The sequence below is a fragment of the Francisella sp. 19X1-34 genome, assembly GCF_041102755.1.
In the GTDB taxonomy this organism is placed as follows: domain Bacteria; phylum Pseudomonadota; class Gammaproteobacteria; order Francisellales; family Francisellaceae; genus Francisella.
Genome location: NZ_JBGCTX010000013.1, coordinates 1 through 17478 on the forward strand (window position 1 = coordinate 1; position 17478 = coordinate 17478).

The window sequence follows — 17478 nt, forward strand, 5'->3', positions numbered from 1 at the left end:
TTACTGTCTTTCAACTTTTAAATAACAACGGTTTAGCTATTTTCAATCTAATTTATATTTTTTGTGCACAGAACCTATATAAATACATATAGTTTATTGATTTTATTTGTTAAATATTACAAACTTTTACTAAGCTTTGTTTATTTAATGAGTTCTGATGGGAAGAGGCCTTACTTTACTTCTTATCCAGTTGGTGGCCTCAATAGCCTTTTTCATAGCAACTGTGATTGTAGCGAGGTATCTTGGTCCTGAGTCTTTTGGTGATTTTTCTGCTGCATATAGTGTTGCATCTGTTGCATATATGACGGCGCTTTTAGGTACTGATGTGATAGCGATGAACGTTATATCAGTATCTATTAAGTCTCAGAAAAAAGGACAAATTAAAGCGTTTATTATATATGTGTTTATTATAGTTGCTCTTTTGAGTGTTTTTTACTATGCAATAGCAGTATTTACTTATTGACTTTCAAAAAATATCTTTTTATTAAAAGATACTCATCCTGTTTTTGTTGCTGTAATTTTTATTCCAATTATGGCATTAACGTTTTTCTTTTATAGAGTTTTTATTTCTTTTTCAAAGCCCATATTAGCAAATGCTTTATTTAAAATACTTATAAATTTTTCGATGTTATTTTTAGCTAGTTTAATGTTTTTTGTTGAATCTTTTAGAAATTCGCATATAGCTGTAATATTATTTATGTTAGCTTGGATTATAACATTTATTATTATGTTTGTTATCTTAGCTAAGAGAATGAGAGTATTTATACCTATAAGAGATAAGATTGAGTATAAAAGTTGGCTTAACTCAGGACTCTCAGGTTTACCTTATACTTTAGCGTTATTTACTTTGCCATATTTAGCTATTATAGGAGCTGAAGTTTTTTTGACTAATGAAGATAGTGTAGGTATTTTTGCAACAGCAGCAGCTTTTTCACAAGTTATTGCGAATAACTTTATAGCGTGTATACAGTCGGTTGCACTAGCTCCAATTGCAATAGCTATTTATAATAAGAGATTTTCAGATGTTAAAGTGATTTTGAGTAAGAATTTTATTATTATAGGGAGCTTGTGTATAGCACTTATATTTATTATATTTTTCTTTGGGAAATACTTCTTATTGATCTATGGCGAGAAGTATACGTCAGGAAGTAATATTTTAACTATCTTTATAATAACACAGAGTATAATTTTGACAGGTTGTTTGGCAGCTCCAATACTTCTTTATTTGAAAAGAAATACAGTTGTTTTTTTAAGTTCAATTATACTTATAGCTTTTTTAATTATATTTATTAGTATATTAGGGTATGTATATCAAGAGCAAGGTCTTGCAATAGGGGTGTTGCTTGCAGTATTTATAGTTTTTTTATTTCAAAATATCTATGCATATAGGTTAACATCTAAAACTTAATTTTAATTTATATGATAATTTAATCTTGTTTAAGATTTGTGACTTTTATACCTGGTTCTTACTAAGTTTCTAGCTTTATAAAATTCTCTGTTATATGATGAGGATTAGTACTATTACTTCTTTTTCATTTAGGAGGATGTAGTTCGTATCGTCAATTTTAAATATGAGGTAAACCTATGTCAGAAATAAATAAAGGGAGTGTTAAAACTCCTTTTTGGGTTTTATGGACGCTAGAGTTGTGGGAGCGTTTTGGTTATTATGGCTTGCAAGCAATCCTAGCAATATACTTTGCTAAACATCTTGGTTTTAGTGATGCTGATGCAATGCTGATTTTTGGGTCATTTTCAGCATTTTTGTATGGAGGACCTTTGATAGGTGGATGGATAGGAGATAACTTTCTAGGAGCAAAAAGAACAATTTTCATTGGCGCAGGATTTTTAGCATTATCATATTTCTGTTTAAGTATATCTGCTGATTTGGCAGAAGTGTTAGGAATCAGTGAAAAGTCAATGGTTATGTATGCCTTAGCGGGTGTGGCTATTGGTGGAGGGTTATTTAAAGCTAACCCAACTTCTCTTATTTCAAAGTTATATGCTAAAGGAGATCCCGCATTAGATGGAGCAATGACTCTTTACTATATGGCAGTAAATATAGGATCTTTTGTTTCAATGCTGCTTACTCCTGTTGTTGCTGCAAAATATGGCTACATGCATGCATTCTTTGTTTCAGCATTTGGTATGCTTTTAGGTTTATTAAGCTATACATTCTTTTACCCTAAAATTAGACATGTTGCAACTGAGGCAGGCTTAAAAAAAATGAGTTACTCAAGAATGGTTGTGGTAATAGCTGGGGCTTTTGTAGCTATATTACTAATAGGTAACATTCTTGAAAATACTAACCTATGTAGAATTATTGTTGCTGTGATTGCTATTGGTGCATTAATATATTTCTTTATGCAAATGTTCCAGCAAGATAAGCATGAGCAGAAAAGAATGATTGTGGCTTTGATATTGATTATTCAAGGTATAATCTTTTTTGTACTATACCAACAAATGCCTACATCATTAAACTTCTTTGCGGTAAATAATGTCGATACACATTTTCTTGGTATGAATTTAGAGCCAGAACAATGGCAGGTACTAAATCCAATAGTTATTGTTTTAATGTCGCCTGTATTATCTGTTTTATATAAGAAAATTCCAGGAACACATGTAACAAAATTTTGTTTTGGTATGACACTTTGTGCATTAGCATTCTTAGTTTTATATCTTCCTCAATTTACTACTTCTGATGGTATTGTATCAGGATGGTGGCTTGTGCTTAGTTATTGGCTTCAGTCTACTGGCGAGTTGTTGATTTCTGCTTTAGGATTATCTATGGTAGCTGAATTGTTCCCTAGAAAAATGAGTGGTTTTGCTCTAGGAATGTGGGCTTTAACAACGATGGTTGCAGGCCCTATAGGCGGTATAGTTGGTGCTTTAACAGCACCACCTGCAGGCCAACACTTTACTAAACTTGAAAGCATATCTGTTTATGGACATGTTTTCTTAGTGATAGGAATATTTGTTGCAGTTGTTGCTATAATTATGTGGATATCTCGTGGTTGGTTAAATAGAGTCATCGAAAGTACCCAGGCATATGTTAGTGAGAGTTTGCATAATCCAAATGAAGACTTTCTGTTGGATAAAGGGCATTAATTCTGATTGAAGCACTCTAAAGTGTTTTATCTATCTATTTTCTTTTGTAATAGAACTTTTTTGAGTTCAATTGTTGAACAATGCTGAAACTATAGCTTTAAAACAGTTTGTATTTTGTTTTTAAGTTATAGTTGTTGATATATTTTTCAAAGTGATAATATTCTTTTTATTAAAAAAATAATAAGTTTTGATAAGAGTATTTGTCTTCTAACTTTAGTTAAAATATCTTTTAGTTGCTGTGACAACTTGTAGATTTATAAAAATTGCTCATATAAGATGAAGAAGAGCGTTATATGCCTGCTTCTATTTTAAGGGAGAGGCTTAATTAAAACATTAATTTTAAATTTAAGGAAAGTTAATAAAATGACTGAAATGAATAAGGGGAGTATGCGAGCTCCATTTTGGGTCTTGTGGACTCTTGAGCTATGGGAAAGGTTTGGATTTTATGGATTACAAGCTATATTAGCAGTTTACTTTACGAAGCGTTTAGGCTTTAATGAAGGCGACTCTATGCTGATTTTTGGCTCTTTCTCTGCACTTTTGTATGGAGGACCTTTGATAGGTGGTTGGATTGGTGATAACTACCTAGGAGCAAAAAGAACTGTTGCTGTAGGCGCAACAATTTTATTTTTATCATATTTATGTCTGAGCTTATCATCGCTTATTGCTGGAGCTTTTGATGTAAATAGTACATCTATCGTTCTTTATTCTCTAGCTGGTGTAGCTATTGGTGGAGGTTTATTTAAGCCAAATCCTACTTCATTGATTTCAAAGCTTTTCAAAAAAGGTGATCCTGCACAGGATGGTGCTATTACTCTTTATTATATGGCTATTAATATTGGTTCATTCTTCTCTATGTTGATAACTCCTATTATAGCTGTTAAATATGGCTATACACATGCATTTTTAGTTTCTGCTGTAGGCATGTTCTTAGGGCTTCTATGTTATACAATTTTTTATTCTAAGATGTCTCATATTTCTAGTGAAGCAGGACTTAAAAAATTTAGCTTTGGCAAATTATTAGTAGTCCTAATTGGTTGTGTAATAGGAATTGCAATCGTTGGTAATATTTTAGAAAAAACTCAAGTTTGTAGAGTAATTATAACAATTATAACAGTAGTTGCTCTTGTTTATTTTTTCATAAAAATGGGCCAACAAAATTCTCATGAAAGAAAGAGAATGGCAGTAGCATTTATCTTAATTATACAAGGTGTGATATTTTTTGTATTATATCAACAAATGCCTACATCTCTGAACTTCTTCGCTATTAATAATGTTGATAAGTCTTTCTTAGGCTTAACAGTGCAGCCAGAGCAATGGCAGGTATTGAACCCTCTAGTTATTGTGATAATGTCACCAATTCTATCTGTAGTGTATAAAAAAGTTCCAGGAACTCATATTACTAAGTTCTGTATTGGTATGACACTTTGTGCACTAGCTTTCTTAGTTCTATATCTTCCTCAGTTTACTACTTCTAATGGTATTGTATCTGGATGGTGGTTAGTACTTAGTTATTGGTTACAGTCAACAGGTGAGTTATTAATTTCTGCACTTGGTTTATCAATGGTTGCTGAGCTTTTCCCTTCAAAAATGGGTGGTTTTGCACAAGGTATGTGGCTAATTACTACAATGATTGCTGGACCTATTGGTGGTTTTGTAGGTGCTCTGACAGCTCCTCCATCGGGACAACACTTTACTAAGTTACAAAGTATCGCAGTTTATGGTCATGTATTCTTAGTTATTGGTATTGTTGTAGTTGTAGTTGCTATTATAATGTGGGCAATACGTGGCTGGTTAAATAAAGTTATCAATAGTACTTTAGACTATGTACAAACTTTACATAACCCAAATGAAGAGTCTGCAAACTTAATTAAATAATAAAACTCTCAATTAATCTTCCAATTTTTTGTTAAAATACCTTTAGCTATTTTAAAAATATAATTTCTAATGTCTAATAAATTTTTATCAGGATTAAATCCTCAACAACAAAAAGCAACTTTGCTCGAAGATCGTAATTCTTTAATATTAGCAGGTGCTGGTAGTGGTAAAACAAAAGTTCTCACATCACGAATAGCATATCTTTGTCAAAACAAAGGTATAGCAATAGATAATATCCTAGCTGTTACGTTTACCAATAAGGCAGCTAGAGAAATTCAACAACGTGTTGAGAGTATGTTAGGTATATCGACATTTGGTATGTGGATAGGAACTTTTCATGGTATTGCGCATAGACTATTGCGTAAGCATGCTCATGAATTAGGGTTAGATAAGAATTTTAGAATCTTAGATCAGGATGAACAAGCCCAACTTATAAAAAGAGTTATAAAAGATTTGGACTTAGACGATAAAAAATATCCTCCTAAGCTATTACAGAACTTTATAAATAAGCAAAAAGATAAGGCTATACGTAGTAATAAGCTTGCTAATCAATATGATGCAAACTATAGTCATATTTATAAAGCTTATGAGGAACGTTTGCTATTAGATAATGCTTTAGATTTTGCAGACCTTCTTTTATATTTATATGAGCTTTTTTCTTTAAATGAGCAGTTAAGAGAGTATTATCAAAGTTTATTTAAATATATTCTTATTGATGAGTTTCAGGATACCAATCAAGTACAATATATGTGGCTAAAACTTCTAGCTACAGATAACAACTATACTATGGCTGTTGGTGATGATGATCAGTCAATATATGGTTGGCGTGGAGCAGTTGTTGATAATATTCATAACTATGTCAAAGATATAAATAATGTTGAGGTTATAAAATTAGAGCAAAACTATCGTTCAACAAAAAATATCCTAAAAGCTGCAAACTCTGTAATTAAGAATAATGATAATAGAATGTCAAAAGAGCTTTGGTCAGCAGCCGAAGAGGGAGAAAAGGTAGAGGTTTATTGCGCGGTAAATGAGCGTGATGAAGCTAAGTATATTATTGAGAAAGTTCGCGAGCTGTATTCACAAGGGGTTGAGTATAGTGATGTTGCAATACTATATCGCTCTAACTATCTTTCACGTGTTTTAGAGGAAAGTTTTATATATGCAAGTATTCCTTATAGAATTTATGGAGGGTTTAAATTCTTTGATCGAGCTGAAATTAAAGATGCATTGGCATATTTAAGATTAGCTTCGACTAATCATGATAATCTAGCTTTTGAAAGGATTATTAACACTCCAACTAGAGGTATAGGCAATAAGACTTTAGAAACTATTAGAAATTTTGCACAAATAAATTCAATTTCATATTGGCGAGCTACACTTGAAGTAATCCAAAGAGAGCTTGTAACTAAAAGAACTGCAGGGCTACTTTTAAAGTTTGTTGAGCTGATTAATGATATATCTAGTCAAATAAGTGATTTGAGTTTAGATAAGTTATTGGAATATGTTATTAATAAAAGTGGTTTATTAGCTTCTTATGAAGAGAAAAACACAGAAAAAGATCGCCAGAAAATAGATAACTTAAAAGAGCTTATAAGTGCAGCAAAAGATTTTGAACCACAGATAGAGCTACTTGATGATAATACCGATATCTTACAAGATTTCCTGTCATTCGCTGTATTAGAAGCAGGTGATATGCAAGCTGATGAAACTGTTGATAGTGTTCAGTTGATGACTATACATGCTTCAAAAGGACTAGAGTTTAAGTATGTATTTATGGTAGCTGCTGAAGAAGGAGTTTTTCCACCAAGCTCTATCATCAACTCAGAAGAAACTTTTGATAGTAAACATTCCAAAAAAATGCGTGAGAAATTAGCAGAAGAAAGAAGGCTATTTTATGTAGCAATAACAAGAGCTATGAAAGCTTTGACTATTAGTTATGCTCAAGTACGCAATATATTTGGTCGTAGTAGTTTCCAAGTTCAGTCTCGATTTTTGGCTGAAATAGATCAAGAACATTTAAGCAAGGGTAAAAGTCATACTATAGATAAGCCAAAAGTCAAAGTAAGACAAAAATCTAACTTTGGTGTCTCAGCATTTGACTTTCTTAAATCTAACAATAGTGTCGGAGATAAATTTAAGCCAGGTGATCGTGTTTATCATAAAGTCTTTGGTAAAGGTGTGTTTGTTAAATCTCAAGCACAAGGATCTAAAGAGTTTTTTACGGTTGACTTTGGTAGTGATGTTGGCCAGAAAATACTTCTAGCGGATATAGCAAATTTGGTTAAAGTATGAAGCAATTAGTGTTTGTATCTGGTGGGCAAACTGGAGTTGACAGAGCAGCTACAGATGCAGCTATTAAAAATGATATAGATTACCTTGGATGGATTCCAAAAGGACGCCTATCTGAAGATGGAGTAATACCTTATATCTATGATAAATTTATAGAGACTAATTCAGTAGAGTATAAAGTCAGAACAAGGCTAAATATTGATACCTCAGAAGGTACTGTTATTATCAAGTATCATAAGCCTTTATCTGGAGGTACACTTTATTCTTTAAATTATGTTAAAAATACAAGTAAGCCATATCTTATATTGGATTTAGAATTAGATATATTGGAAAATATTGAAAGGCTTATGAGTTGGCTAATTGAGTATAATATAGCTATTTTAAATTTTTCTGGAGCTAGGGCTAGTGAAGTATCTAATATTTATACTATAACATTCGAATTTTTAACCGAATTTATAGAATACTACAAATCTTCAACTTTTGCTGCTCCTTCTGAGTAAAGCTCTTAGTATATTTGAATAGTGAGATTTTTTATCTTAAATACTCTAATTTTTTTTGCTAAAGAAGATCAAAATGATTCAAGAAATATATTTTTTTAAACACTACAATAAGCCTAGATATTACTTCAACGCCATGTGTTGTTGAACGAATGATCAATTTGTGATAATATCTTGATCAGATGTTCAGTTTTTAATTTACTTAGAATTATGAAGTATAAAAAGCCTATTATAAAAATTGTATTTATCATTATAGTTATATTTGTTATTTATGAGGTATATACTAGCTATGATAGGGTGTTTGCTAGAGATGCATACCTATATAGCGATATATCTAGAGTTAACTCTAAAGTTAGTGGTCAAGTTCTTAAAATTAATATAAGTGATGGAGAGTTAGTTAAAAAGGGAGATATTTTATTTGAGCTTGACTGTAAAGATCAGATATTAAAAAGAAATACAATTAAGGCAAGTATAAACTTCCAGGAAAACTATAAAAAAAGTTTGTTTAGTACTCTCAAGCTGGCAGAGCAAAACTATAAAAATGCAAAAGCAAGTTTAGAGCTTTCAGATCAAGATATTCTTAGATATGAGAGATTACATCATGAAAAAGCTATTTCTGATATTGAATATGCTGCGAAGCAGCATGCTCTTATTAATCAGCAGTCAAATTTGATAAAAGCTAAACAAACAGTTCAAAGTGTGACATCTAACTTAATTAATACTAATGATCAAATTAAGATTTTAGAAACTCAAGAAAAGGATATTCAGAATCAAGTAAACGAGTGTAAGGTTCAAGCAAAAATAACAGGTAAAATAACTAATTTTAGATTAGCTAAAGGAGACTATGTTACTAAAGGAAAATCTTTATTTTCAATTATTGATAACCAAGACTGGAAAGTCATTGCAAATGTTAAAGAATCATATTTATCTTCTGTAAAAGTTGGACAAAAAGTTAGGATAACGACTAGCTTAACTGGTTTACACTTTTTAACAGGTACAGTTATACATAAAGATATAGCTATAAATAAGCCAGAATATAGTAAAAATAATGCTTTACCAGATATTGATCCAAATGTTGATTGGATTAAGTTAGATAAACGTTTCCCGGTTATAATTAGAGTAGATAAAACTGATTTAAGTAATGACTTCTCTGTAGGGGCAGATGCTCATGTATGGTTTATCTAAAGAACTATTTTATATAGAGCATTCTAGTTTAAATCTAAAAATTTCAATTGTAGCTACTATAACTTCTTTAGTAAGTCTATTTATTTGTTTGAGTTTGCATGTTAAATATCCATTTTGGGGAGCCGTAACTGTATTAGCAATTATCAGTCCAAATCTTAATGTAGTTTTGTATAAAGCTCCTAGGAGGATCTTAGGAACAGTCATTGGTAGTTTATTAGCCATTTTTATAGTTGTATCTTTATCAGATTATCCATTTTTAGCTTTATTAATACTGTTGTTTTTAGGAGCATTAGGATTTTATATATCAAAAATTGTATTGGAAAACTATCTTACTTTATTTATTACTGCGCATATCTTATTTATAGGTATAGGTATTGTTTTTGATCCTAATATTGGATTTTCTATTGCTGAATATCGACTTATTGGCAATATTATTGCTATAACCTGTACATGTATAGTTTTTTATTTTATCTATGAACTGCCTAGGGGGGCAAGGTTAAGACTAGTAAATCATCGAATGAAGAAGCTATTTTATATACAGCTATTCTTATGATATCAATCGTTACTTCAATCATAATTTGGGAGGTTTTTAAAGTCCCTGGGGGAACCTTAAATATGATTATTTCTTTGATAACAATAGCAGGAATTAATAACAGCGGTAGTTTAAGGAAAGGAAGTCAGCGGTTTTGGGGGTGTGTTATAGAAGTTTGTGTGGGGATGATTATTATGGTTTTATCATCTATTAATATTATTTTGCTCTTAATTGGGTACTTTTGTTTTAGTACTTTCTTTTTATATTATTATTTTTCTCATAAGTGTAATCAGTATGCTGGTGTACAAGCTGCAGGTGCCTTATGTATAACTTGTTTTCCCTCAGATAGTATGCAGGTAGTAATTAGCTTAGGTTTTTATAGAGCTTTAGGAATAATGTTAGGAGTTATAATAATAAACTTAGTTTTTATGTTATTTGAAAGTTTAAAGATATTATAGTTTTGTAAAGCCTAAAGTTTAAGTAAGGGTTCTTCAGTAGGAAAAGGTGCTCATGTTTGGTTTATTTAAAGAATTATTTTATATAGAGTATTCTAGTTTAAATTTAAAGATTTCAATTATCGGAGCCATAGTTTGTTTGATAAGTATATTTATCTGTATAGCTCTACATGTGGAAAACCCTTTTTGGGCTGCTCCAGCAGTGCTTGCTGTTATAAGCCCTAATCGAAATGTAATTATGTATAAAGCCCCAAGGAGGCTTTTAGCTACTTTTATAGGTAGCTTAATAGCGATTGCCATAGTTTTAACTTTTTCAAATTATCCATTTTTAACTTTAACAATAGTATTATTTTTAGGGGCAATAATTTTATATTTGTCTAAAGTGACTTCAGAAAATTATTTTTGTTTATTTTTAGCAGTTCATATATTGTTTTTAGGTATTGCAATCGTATTTGATCCTACTATGGGATATAGTGTTGCTGAAGATAGATTTATTGCTAATATTATAGGTATTAGCCTTACATGTATCGTTTCTTCTTTTATCTATAAAATACCTAAAGGACCAAAGCCAAGCCCCAAAAAATCATCGAAAGAAGATGGTATTTTATACACATCAGTTTTGATTATATCAATTATATTAGCGGTAGTTGTATGGGAGATATTTAAAGTCCCAGGAGGTTCTTTGAATATGATTATCTCAATAATTACTATAGCAGGTATTAATGATAGCTCTAGTTTACTTAAAGGGAAACAAAGATTATTTGGCTGTCTTTTTGGGATTTGTGCAGCATTTATTGCAATTGCTTTATCCACAATTAGTACTGTTTTATTTTTGCTCAGTTGTTTTTGCTTTCTTGTTATATTTTCATATTATTATTTATCGCATAAAAAGCATACATACGGTGGTATACAAGCTGTTATGGGCTTGGTTATAATGTGCTTCCCTCATGCAAGTATGGAAATATCTGTTTCAGATGGTTTTTATAGAGCTCTTGGTGTTTTATTAGGTGTTATTATTGTGGATCTTGTCTTTAGGACTTTTAGATACGTTTTTGAGAAATAGCAATTCTATGAAGACTAATTAATATTTTTAATCATCTTTTGTAGCACAATAAAAGCAAAAAATAGGCAAACTATAAATATCGTCGTTATACTAATACTTGCTTGAATATTCATTAAATTGCCTATATCTATAGATGAGCCAACTACAAGCTGACCTACCTCAATCACCAAAGTTATAATCATATTTGTTAGAGCGACACCTATTGCTGCAAAGTTCTTAGGACATATATTATTAAAGTAATACCAAACTAGAACTTGTGATGCTGAAAACATACCAAATATAAATGTAATTATTATTGCTGAGTTTTTAAATATCCCTAGATTTATTAATATACAAGCTATACTAACCCCAAGTATTGAGATATTGATTATATTTTTACCATCAAATTTATTACAAAGTAGAGTTTTAATTGGAGAGAAAATGATCCAGCCTATAAATATTGATGTAATAAGTGTCGTTGAAAATATATCGCTAAAGCCATATGACTGTTTAAAATATAAAAGTCCATATTGAGAGGTCAAAACTACAGTTGGTACATATAGTAATCCTCCCCAGATAGCATTTTGCCAAAGGCTTTTATTTTTTATGAGCTGTTTACTTACTTCAAATATTTGATCAAATTTAGGCATAAGAGAGATTGTATATCTTTCTTTTGGTAAAGCTATAAAGAACAGTAAGGCTAAAGGGAAGGCTATAATTCCGGAATAGATAAATATATTTATCCACGAAGTGTCATAACTGGAGATTAAAACGCTAATATTTTGAGAAAAAGCCGCTGCTAATGTGCCTAGAGAAATAACAAGACTTGTGATTATAGAAAAATACTTAGGATTTAGATTCTCCAAAGTTAGCTTTAGTACACCTATAAATGCAAATGATGAACCTATACCAACTAAGAGTCTTCCAAAAAGGGCTAGCTCATAACCACCTGCTATGAAGATTATATTTCCAACACCACAAGTTATTGTCGCGAAGATTAGGATTTTTTTACTACCAAATCTATCAAGTAGCATTCCTGCAGGTATTTGCATCAGAAGATAGGTGATATTGTAGCTAGAAACTAAAAATGAAAATCCAATGTGAGTTGATATATTAAAATATTGGACTATTTGTTCTTGATAAACACCAGTTAAAATTCTTAAAAAGAATTCATAACAATAAAAACTTATACCAATAATTAGTATAAGTGAAAGTCGTAATTGTTGCATCATGCTGTATAAATATTAATTGACTAGTTTTAAATCTATACTTTAATCCTTTATTTGTCTAATTAACTTTTGTTAATTGACACCTATTAATTAAATAGTAATTGTTTAAAAAATTAATAAAAATATAATAATTTGAGAATATAAATTTAATTTAAAATCAGGCAAAAAAAAAGATTAAGATTATGTCGTGAAATAACTGTTAAATCACTGTTTATATCAAGACTATTTTATTTACATAACCATAGTTTTGACGCATAATTTTGTAAATTAATAATATAAAAAATTAGTATATGCAAAAGATAACTAGAGTTGGTTTTACTATATGGTTTATATGTGCGTTTTTCTATGCTCTTGAATTTATCGTTAGGGCTTCTGGCAACTCTTTATATAATAGTTTTATCATTGCTCCTTATGACCTTAGTCCGGAGCAGATTAGTATATTTAGTTCTGCGTTTTATTGGGCTTATGTTACTTCTCAACTGCCTGCTGGGATTTTGATTGATAAATTTGGTATCAAAAAGATTATGCTTGTTAGCACTTTTCTTTTTTCTGTAGGTGTTTTTATTGCAACTAGAGCTACATCTCAAGAGTATTTGATTTTATATAGAGTATTAGCTGGAGTTGGTGGAGGTTTTGCTTTTTTATGTGCATTAAAAGCAATTGCAATTTGGTTACCCAAAAGGACGTTTCCTCTATTTACAGGTACAACTCAAATGCTAATGTATGGTGCAGGTACCATTACGGGCTTACCATTAGTTATTTTAGCAAATCATTTTAGTATCCAGGTGATTATGTCAGCTATATTGGTAGTTTCATTGTTATTATTTCTAAGTGTAGTATTTCTTATATCAGCAAATGAGCCGCATGATCAAAAAGATACTGATGAGCTAGCAGATACACATACAAAAATAGAAGATATTCCAATTGTTTTTAAAATTAAGCAGATTTTACTTAACGGATTTTTTTGTTTTACCATCTATGGTACAACGGCTTTATTTGCAGACTTATGGAGTTATAGATTTTTAAGTCTAGATGGATATCCTAAAGAATACGCAGGGGTAGCTTCATCTATGATATTTGTTGGGATTGCAGTTTTTAGTCCATTATGGGGAGTTATCGCAACTGTTTTAAATAAACAAAAGATCTTACTAACTTTAGCTTCAATTATTGGTTTTTTTATTGTTATAGCAATTGTATATATGCATCTTGATCCAGTGATTATGTGTATATTGTGTGTTTTATGGGGTGGGATGCAAGCTGTGCATGTGTTGAACTTTACAATACTGCGTGCGCATATTAGCCCACTGTATATTGCAACAGGATTGGCAATGGTAAATCTTTTTATACCTTTAAGCGGGGCTGTGTTGCAACCTTTTGTCGGATATACGGTGTCATTTTTAGATAAGGCTGGGTTTGAGCATTTGCAATCTTTTAAATATGCTTTACTTATTCTTCCTGTGCTAATGCTGTTATCAGTTATATTGTCTCTTTTTATTAAGGAGAAAAAAGCTTAGAATATACGATAAATCTATTTTAATTTTTTTAAAAAAGGAACACTAAAATCATGTCAAAAGAGTTTATTTTAGCAGTAGATCAAGGAACAACTAGTTCAAGAGCGATTATTTTTGATAAAAAGGGAAATATTAAAAAGATTGCACAAAAAGAGTTTACACAGATATATCCTAAAAGTGGTTGGGTAGAGCATGATGCTATGGAAATATGGGGAACGCAAAGTGGTGTGATGCGTGAGGCTCTAGAGTTTGGTCGAGTTAAGCCAGAGCAAATAGCTGCTATAGGTATAACTAATCAGCGTGAAACAGTAGTTGTTTGGGATAAAGAAACAGGCGATCCTGTTTATAATGCTATAGTTTGGCAGTGTCGTCGTACTTCAGATATTTGTGATGAGATAAAAAAAGATCCTGAACTTGTTAAATATATAAAAGAAAATACAGGACTTGTTGTTGATGCCTATTTCTCAGGTACTAAAGTTAAGTGGATTTTAGATAACGTTGAAGGAGCTAGAGAGAAAGCTAATGCTGGCAAGCTTCTAATGGGTACTATAGATACTTGGCTTATCTGGAATTTAACTAGAGGTAAGGTCCATGCAACAGACTATAGTAATGCTTCACGTACAATGTTATTTAACATCAATACTCTAGAGTGGGATAAGAAAATTCTTGAGCATTTAGATATTCCAGAATCAATGTTACCAGAAGTTAAAAACTCAAGTGAGGTCTTTGGTGTGACAGATAATCATACTTTAGGTGGAGCAGAGATTCCTATAGCAGGTGTAGCTGGTGATCAACATGCAGCTTTATTTGGTCATTGTTGTTTTGACAAAGGTATGGCGAAAAATACTTATGGTACAGGCTGTTTTGCATTAATGAATGTTGGAGATAAACCAGTATTTTCTGATGCTGGCCTTCTTACAACTATTGCATGGGCAGAGAATGGTAAGCCAACTTATGCTCTAGAAGGTAGTGTGTTTATAGCAGGAGCAGTTATCCAATGGATAAGAGATGGCTTAGGACTTGTGCGTTCTGCTGAAGATAGTGAATACTATGCGACAAAAATTGATTCAACAAATGGCGTATATCTAGTACCAGCTTTTGTTGGTCTTGGTACACCATATTGGGATATGTACGCACGTGGGACAATAGTTGGTATAACTAGAGATACAAGACGTGAGCATATTATTAGAGCAGCACTTGAGGCGATTGCTTATCAAGCTAAAGATGTTTTAGAGTGCATGAAAGAAGATACAGGTCTTGATCTTGCAGGTTTGAGAGTTGATGGTGGAGCAGTACAAAATAATTTCTTAATGCAGTTCCAATCTGATATTTTACAATCTGAAATTTCAAAACCTAAAATTAATGAAATTACTGGTTTAGGTGCTGTTTTCTTAGCTGGTTTAGCTGTTGGTTTCTGGAAAGATAAACAAGAGCTTAAAACTATTTTAACAACAGAGAAGACTTTTAAGCCACAGATAGGTCCTGAAACAGTAGCTCATGATTATAAAGGTTGGAAAAAAGCAGTTGAAAGAAGTAAGGCTTGGATAGAATAAGTATGATACTAGGTCTGTTTGTCTTTATTATTGTAGCTCCTGTTGTCGGAATAGTTAACTATACTGTGAAGTCAATAGTATATCAGCCTTACTATATAACTAGCCGTATCAAAAATAGTTTATCTAAAAATGAAAATGAAAAGCTTATAAAGAGGGATATGAGTAATTATTTTGGTGTTAATTTCTGTAATCCTAATTTGCAGTATAGTATTGGTGGAGAGCTTTCAGGGGAAGGAGAGTTGCTTCTTAAATATAAAACGGACAAGTCTTATAGTATGAGTATGTCTCTTTGTGATCATAAAGGAATTACTTTTAAAGCAAAAGCTATAAGTATTAATAAATTGCAGAAACGTTTAGAGTATGAGTATTGTAATGCTGTCGCAGACTACTACTATAATAGTGCAAAGAAAAATAATCTTAGTTTAAATATTACTTATAATAATAAAAATTCTTTAGCTTTTGCTTGTGAGCATGCTCAAGATAATCGTTTTCTTTTGCAGTCATTGATTTCTTATAAATATAAGCAGAATAATCCAGATAGAAAAGTTAGCTTATTTCTTGATTATGGTGTTATTAAGGACAAGGGAGCATTAGAGGATATAAGAAAATCTAACTATGACATGAGTAAAATGGCTAAAAAAACATTGAAATATGTGAGAAATTAAAATGCAAAATAATTACGATATTATAATAATTGGTGGAGGTGCAACTGGTTTTGGTTGTGCTGTAGAGGCGGTTTCTAGAGGTTATAAAACTTTACTTTTAGAAGCTTATGATTTTGGTAAAGGTACTTCTTCTAAATCGACTAAGCTTATTCACGGTGGCTTAAGATATTTAGAGAACTTTGATTTTGCTTTAGTTAAAGAAGGATTAGAAGAAAGATTTTCATTTTTACACAATGCGCCTCATTTGACGCATAGACAATCTTATCTTATTCCAACACGTAGTTATTTTGAAACTATCAAATATACTATAGGTGTTAAACTATATGAGTTTTTATCAGGTAAGTATAAGATTGGCAAAAGCTATAACCTAAATAAAAAACAAACTTTAGCAGAGTTGCCAAATATCGAAGACTCGAAACTTAAGAAAAGCTTGGTGTATTATGATGGGCAATTTGATGATACAAGGCTTTTAGTTTCTTTAATGAGAACTTTTGAGTCAAAAGGTGGCACTGCACTAAATTATCATAGAGTCGAAAAAGTATTTAGCTCAACAGATTCAAAATTAGATACTGTTAAAGTTACAGATACTTTAAGCGGAGAGCAAAAGGAGTTTACAGCAAAGCATATAGTTAATGCTACAGGCACATTTACTGATAAGACTATAGATATTGCTCATCAACAAGATTCGCATAAGTATGTATCAGTAGCACAAGGTACACATATTGTTTTTGATAGAAATAAATTCCCAACTGAGCATGCAATATTGATTCCTGAGACAGATGATGGACGTGTATTATTTATCTTACCATGGCACAATCATCTAATAGTTGGTACAACTGATATTAAAAAAGAAGCTCCAAGTATTGAACCAAGAGCTGAAAAATCTGAAATTGATTTTATACTTGAGACATTTAATCAATATGCCAAAGAAAAAGCTACTGTAGCGGATATTAAGTCAGTTTACTGTGGTCAGCGTCCATTAGTTTCACCTAAGAATGCTAAAAATACTGCAAAAATATCGCGTAAGCACGAAGTAGTTGAATCAAAAGATGGTTTGATTACAGTTGTCGGTGGTAAGTGGACTATCTTTAGAAGAATGGGACAGGATGTTATTGACTATATTGAGTCTAAAAAGATTGCACAAAAGATATCAAAAACTTCTGATGAGCTACTTGTCGATGCTATAGACTCTAAAGAAACTTATCCTTTGAGAGTTTATGGTAAAAATGTTAATAAGATCAAAGATATTCAAACTGAGATTGATAACTCTGAGCTACTGCATAAAGATCTTCCATACTATCAAGCTGAAGTTATTTATCATGCTAGATATGAAAAGGCCAAGACTGTTGAAGATGTATTAGCTCGTCGCACTAGAGCAGCATTTTTAGATATCAAAGCTAGTATTGCTGCAGCTCCTGTAGTTGCAAAGCTAATAGCAAATGAGCTTGGTAAAGATAGATCTTGGCAAAATCAGCAAGTAGAAGCATTTAAAGAGTTTGCTAAAAATTTTGATGTTAATCAATTGTATAGGTAA

Annotated in this window: 15 protein-coding genes; 14 read left to right on the forward strand and 1 reads right to left on the reverse strand. The window is 31.4% G+C overall.

The window, feature by feature from the left end; all coding sequences use genetic code 11:
- The first annotated feature begins 157 nt into the window (after positions 1-157).
- The 10 genes from AB8E56_RS03270 (at position 158) to AB8E56_RS03315 (ending at position 11007) form a co-directional block, all read left to right on the forward strand.
- Positions 158-463, forward strand: coding sequence for an oligosaccharide flippase family protein (locus AB8E56_RS03270; protein WP_329477925.1), 306 nt, complete (start codon positions 158-160; stop codon positions 461-463).
- A 162-nt stretch (positions 464-625) separates the two neighbouring features.
- Complete coding sequence (locus AB8E56_RS03275; protein ID WP_329477927.1) at positions 626-1408, forward strand: hypothetical protein; 783 nt, start codon at positions 626-628, stop codon at positions 1406-1408.
- A gap of 176 nt (positions 1409-1584) precedes the next feature.
- Entirely contained in the window at positions 1585-3105 is a 1521-nt protein-coding gene (locus AB8E56_RS03280) for an oligopeptide:H+ symporter (RefSeq protein WP_329477929.1), read from the forward strand.
- Between the two features lie 363 nt (positions 3106-3468).
- Positions 3469-4983 (forward strand): oligopeptide:H+ symporter, encoded by a 1515-nt coding sequence (locus tag AB8E56_RS03285; protein ID WP_329477931.1) that lies wholly within the window; start codon positions 3469-3471, stop codon positions 4981-4983.
- A 69-nt stretch (positions 4984-5052) separates the two neighbouring features.
- A complete protein-coding gene (locus AB8E56_RS03290) occupies positions 5053-7278 on the forward strand; it encodes a UvrD-helicase domain-containing protein (RefSeq protein WP_329477933.1) in 2226 nt (741 codons plus the stop codon).
- Entirely contained in the window at positions 7275-7775 is a 501-nt protein-coding gene (locus AB8E56_RS03295) for a putative molybdenum carrier protein (RefSeq protein WP_329477935.1), read from the forward strand. The genes AB8E56_RS03290 and AB8E56_RS03295 overlap by 4 nt, the downstream gene beginning before the upstream one ends.
- 207 nt (positions 7776-7982) lie before the next feature.
- On the forward strand, positions 7983-8957 hold the full coding sequence (locus AB8E56_RS03300) for an efflux RND transporter periplasmic adaptor subunit (protein ID WP_329477937.1): 975 nt from the start codon (positions 7983-7985) through the stop codon (positions 8955-8957).
- A complete protein-coding gene (locus AB8E56_RS03305) occupies positions 8941-9510 on the forward strand; it encodes an FUSC family protein (protein ID WP_329477939.1) in 570 nt (189 codons plus the stop codon). The genes AB8E56_RS03300 and AB8E56_RS03305 overlap by 17 nt, the downstream gene beginning before the upstream one ends.
- Complete coding sequence (locus AB8E56_RS03310) at positions 9507-9947, forward strand: FUSC family protein (RefSeq protein WP_329477941.1); 441 nt, start codon at positions 9507-9509, stop codon at positions 9945-9947. Before AB8E56_RS03305 ends, AB8E56_RS03310 begins: the two co-directional genes overlap by 4 nt.
- 52 nt (positions 9948-9999) lie before the next feature.
- Positions 10000-11007 carry an FUSC family protein gene (locus AB8E56_RS03315; RefSeq protein WP_329477943.1) on the forward strand — a complete coding sequence of 336 codons (1008 nt, stop codon included), beginning with the start codon at positions 10000-10002 and terminating at the stop codon, positions 11005-11007.
- Between the two features lie 14 nt (positions 11008-11021).
- Here the strand turns inward: AB8E56_RS03315 and AB8E56_RS03320 are convergent, their stop codons facing one another.
- Positions 11022-12215, reverse strand: a complete 1194-nt coding sequence (locus tag AB8E56_RS03320; protein WP_329477988.1) for an MFS transporter — start codon at positions 12213-12215, stop codon at positions 11022-11024.
- A 290-nt stretch (positions 12216-12505) separates the two neighbouring features.
- Between AB8E56_RS03320 and AB8E56_RS03325 the strand changes: the two genes are divergently transcribed.
- The 4 genes from AB8E56_RS03325 to AB8E56_RS03340 are packed head-to-tail and all read left to right on the forward strand — an operon-like array spanning position 12506 to position 17478.
- Positions 12506-13729 carry an MFS transporter gene (locus AB8E56_RS03325; protein ID WP_329477946.1) on the forward strand — a complete coding sequence of 408 codons (1224 nt, stop codon included), beginning with the start codon at positions 12506-12508 and terminating at the stop codon, positions 13727-13729.
- A 50-nt stretch (positions 13730-13779) separates the two neighbouring features.
- Positions 13780-15279: a glycerol kinase GlpK gene (gene glpK, locus AB8E56_RS03330; RefSeq protein WP_329477948.1), complete on the forward strand. Its 1500-nt coding sequence runs from the start codon at positions 13780-13782 to the stop codon at positions 15277-15279.
- A 2-nt stretch (positions 15280-15281) separates the two neighbouring features.
- Positions 15282-15944, forward strand: coding sequence for a hypothetical protein (locus AB8E56_RS03335; protein ID WP_329477950.1), 663 nt, complete (start codon positions 15282-15284; stop codon positions 15942-15944).
- A gap of 1 nt (position 15945) precedes the next feature.
- Positions 15946-17478, forward strand: a complete 1533-nt coding sequence (locus AB8E56_RS03340; RefSeq protein WP_329477952.1) for a glycerol-3-phosphate dehydrogenase/oxidase — start codon at positions 15946-15948, stop codon at positions 17476-17478.

Excerpts from the sequence above, each read along its gene's own strand:
- AB8E56_RS03270 (WP_329477925.1), top strand. The coding sequence starts at position 158 with ATGGGAAGAGGCCTTACTTTACTTCTTATCCAGTTGGTGGCCTCAATA.
- AB8E56_RS03275 (WP_329477927.1), top strand. The coding sequence starts at position 626 with ATGTTATTTTTAGCTAGTTTAATGTTTTTTGTTGAATCTTTTAGAAAT.
- AB8E56_RS03280 (WP_329477929.1), top strand. The coding sequence starts at position 1,585 with ATGTCAGAAATAAATAAAGGGAGTGTTAAAACTCCTTTTTGGGTTTTA.
- AB8E56_RS03285 (WP_329477931.1), top strand. The coding sequence starts at position 3,469 with ATGACTGAAATGAATAAGGGGAGTATGCGAGCTCCATTTTGGGTCTTG.
- AB8E56_RS03290 (WP_329477933.1), top strand. The coding sequence starts at position 5,053 with ATGTCTAATAAATTTTTATCAGGATTAAATCCTCAACAACAAAAAGCA.
- AB8E56_RS03295 (WP_329477935.1), top strand. The coding sequence starts at position 7,275 with ATGAAGCAATTAGTGTTTGTATCTGGTGGGCAAACTGGAGTTGACAGA.
- AB8E56_RS03300 (WP_329477937.1), top strand. The coding sequence starts at position 7,983 with ATGAAGTATAAAAAGCCTATTATAAAAATTGTATTTATCATTATAGTT.
- AB8E56_RS03305 (WP_329477939.1), top strand. The coding sequence starts at position 8,941 with ATGTATGGTTTATCTAAAGAACTATTTTATATAGAGCATTCTAGTTTA.
- AB8E56_RS03310 (WP_329477941.1), top strand. The coding sequence starts at position 9,507 with ATGATATCAATCGTTACTTCAATCATAATTTGGGAGGTTTTTAAAGTC.
- AB8E56_RS03315 (WP_329477943.1), top strand. The coding sequence starts at position 10,000 with ATGTTTGGTTTATTTAAAGAATTATTTTATATAGAGTATTCTAGTTTA.
- AB8E56_RS03320 (WP_329477988.1), bottom strand. The coding sequence starts at position 12,215 with ATGCAACAATTACGACTTTCACTTATACTAATTATTGGTATAAGTTTT.
- AB8E56_RS03325 (WP_329477946.1), top strand. The coding sequence starts at position 12,506 with ATGCAAAAGATAACTAGAGTTGGTTTTACTATATGGTTTATATGTGCG.
- glpK (WP_329477948.1), top strand. The coding sequence starts at position 13,780 with ATGTCAAAAGAGTTTATTTTAGCAGTAGATCAAGGAACAACTAGTTCA.
- AB8E56_RS03335 (WP_329477950.1), top strand. The coding sequence starts at position 15,282 with ATGATACTAGGTCTGTTTGTCTTTATTATTGTAGCTCCTGTTGTCGGA.
- AB8E56_RS03340 (WP_329477952.1), top strand. The coding sequence starts at position 15,946 with ATGCAAAATAATTACGATATTATAATAATTGGTGGAGGTGCAACTGGT.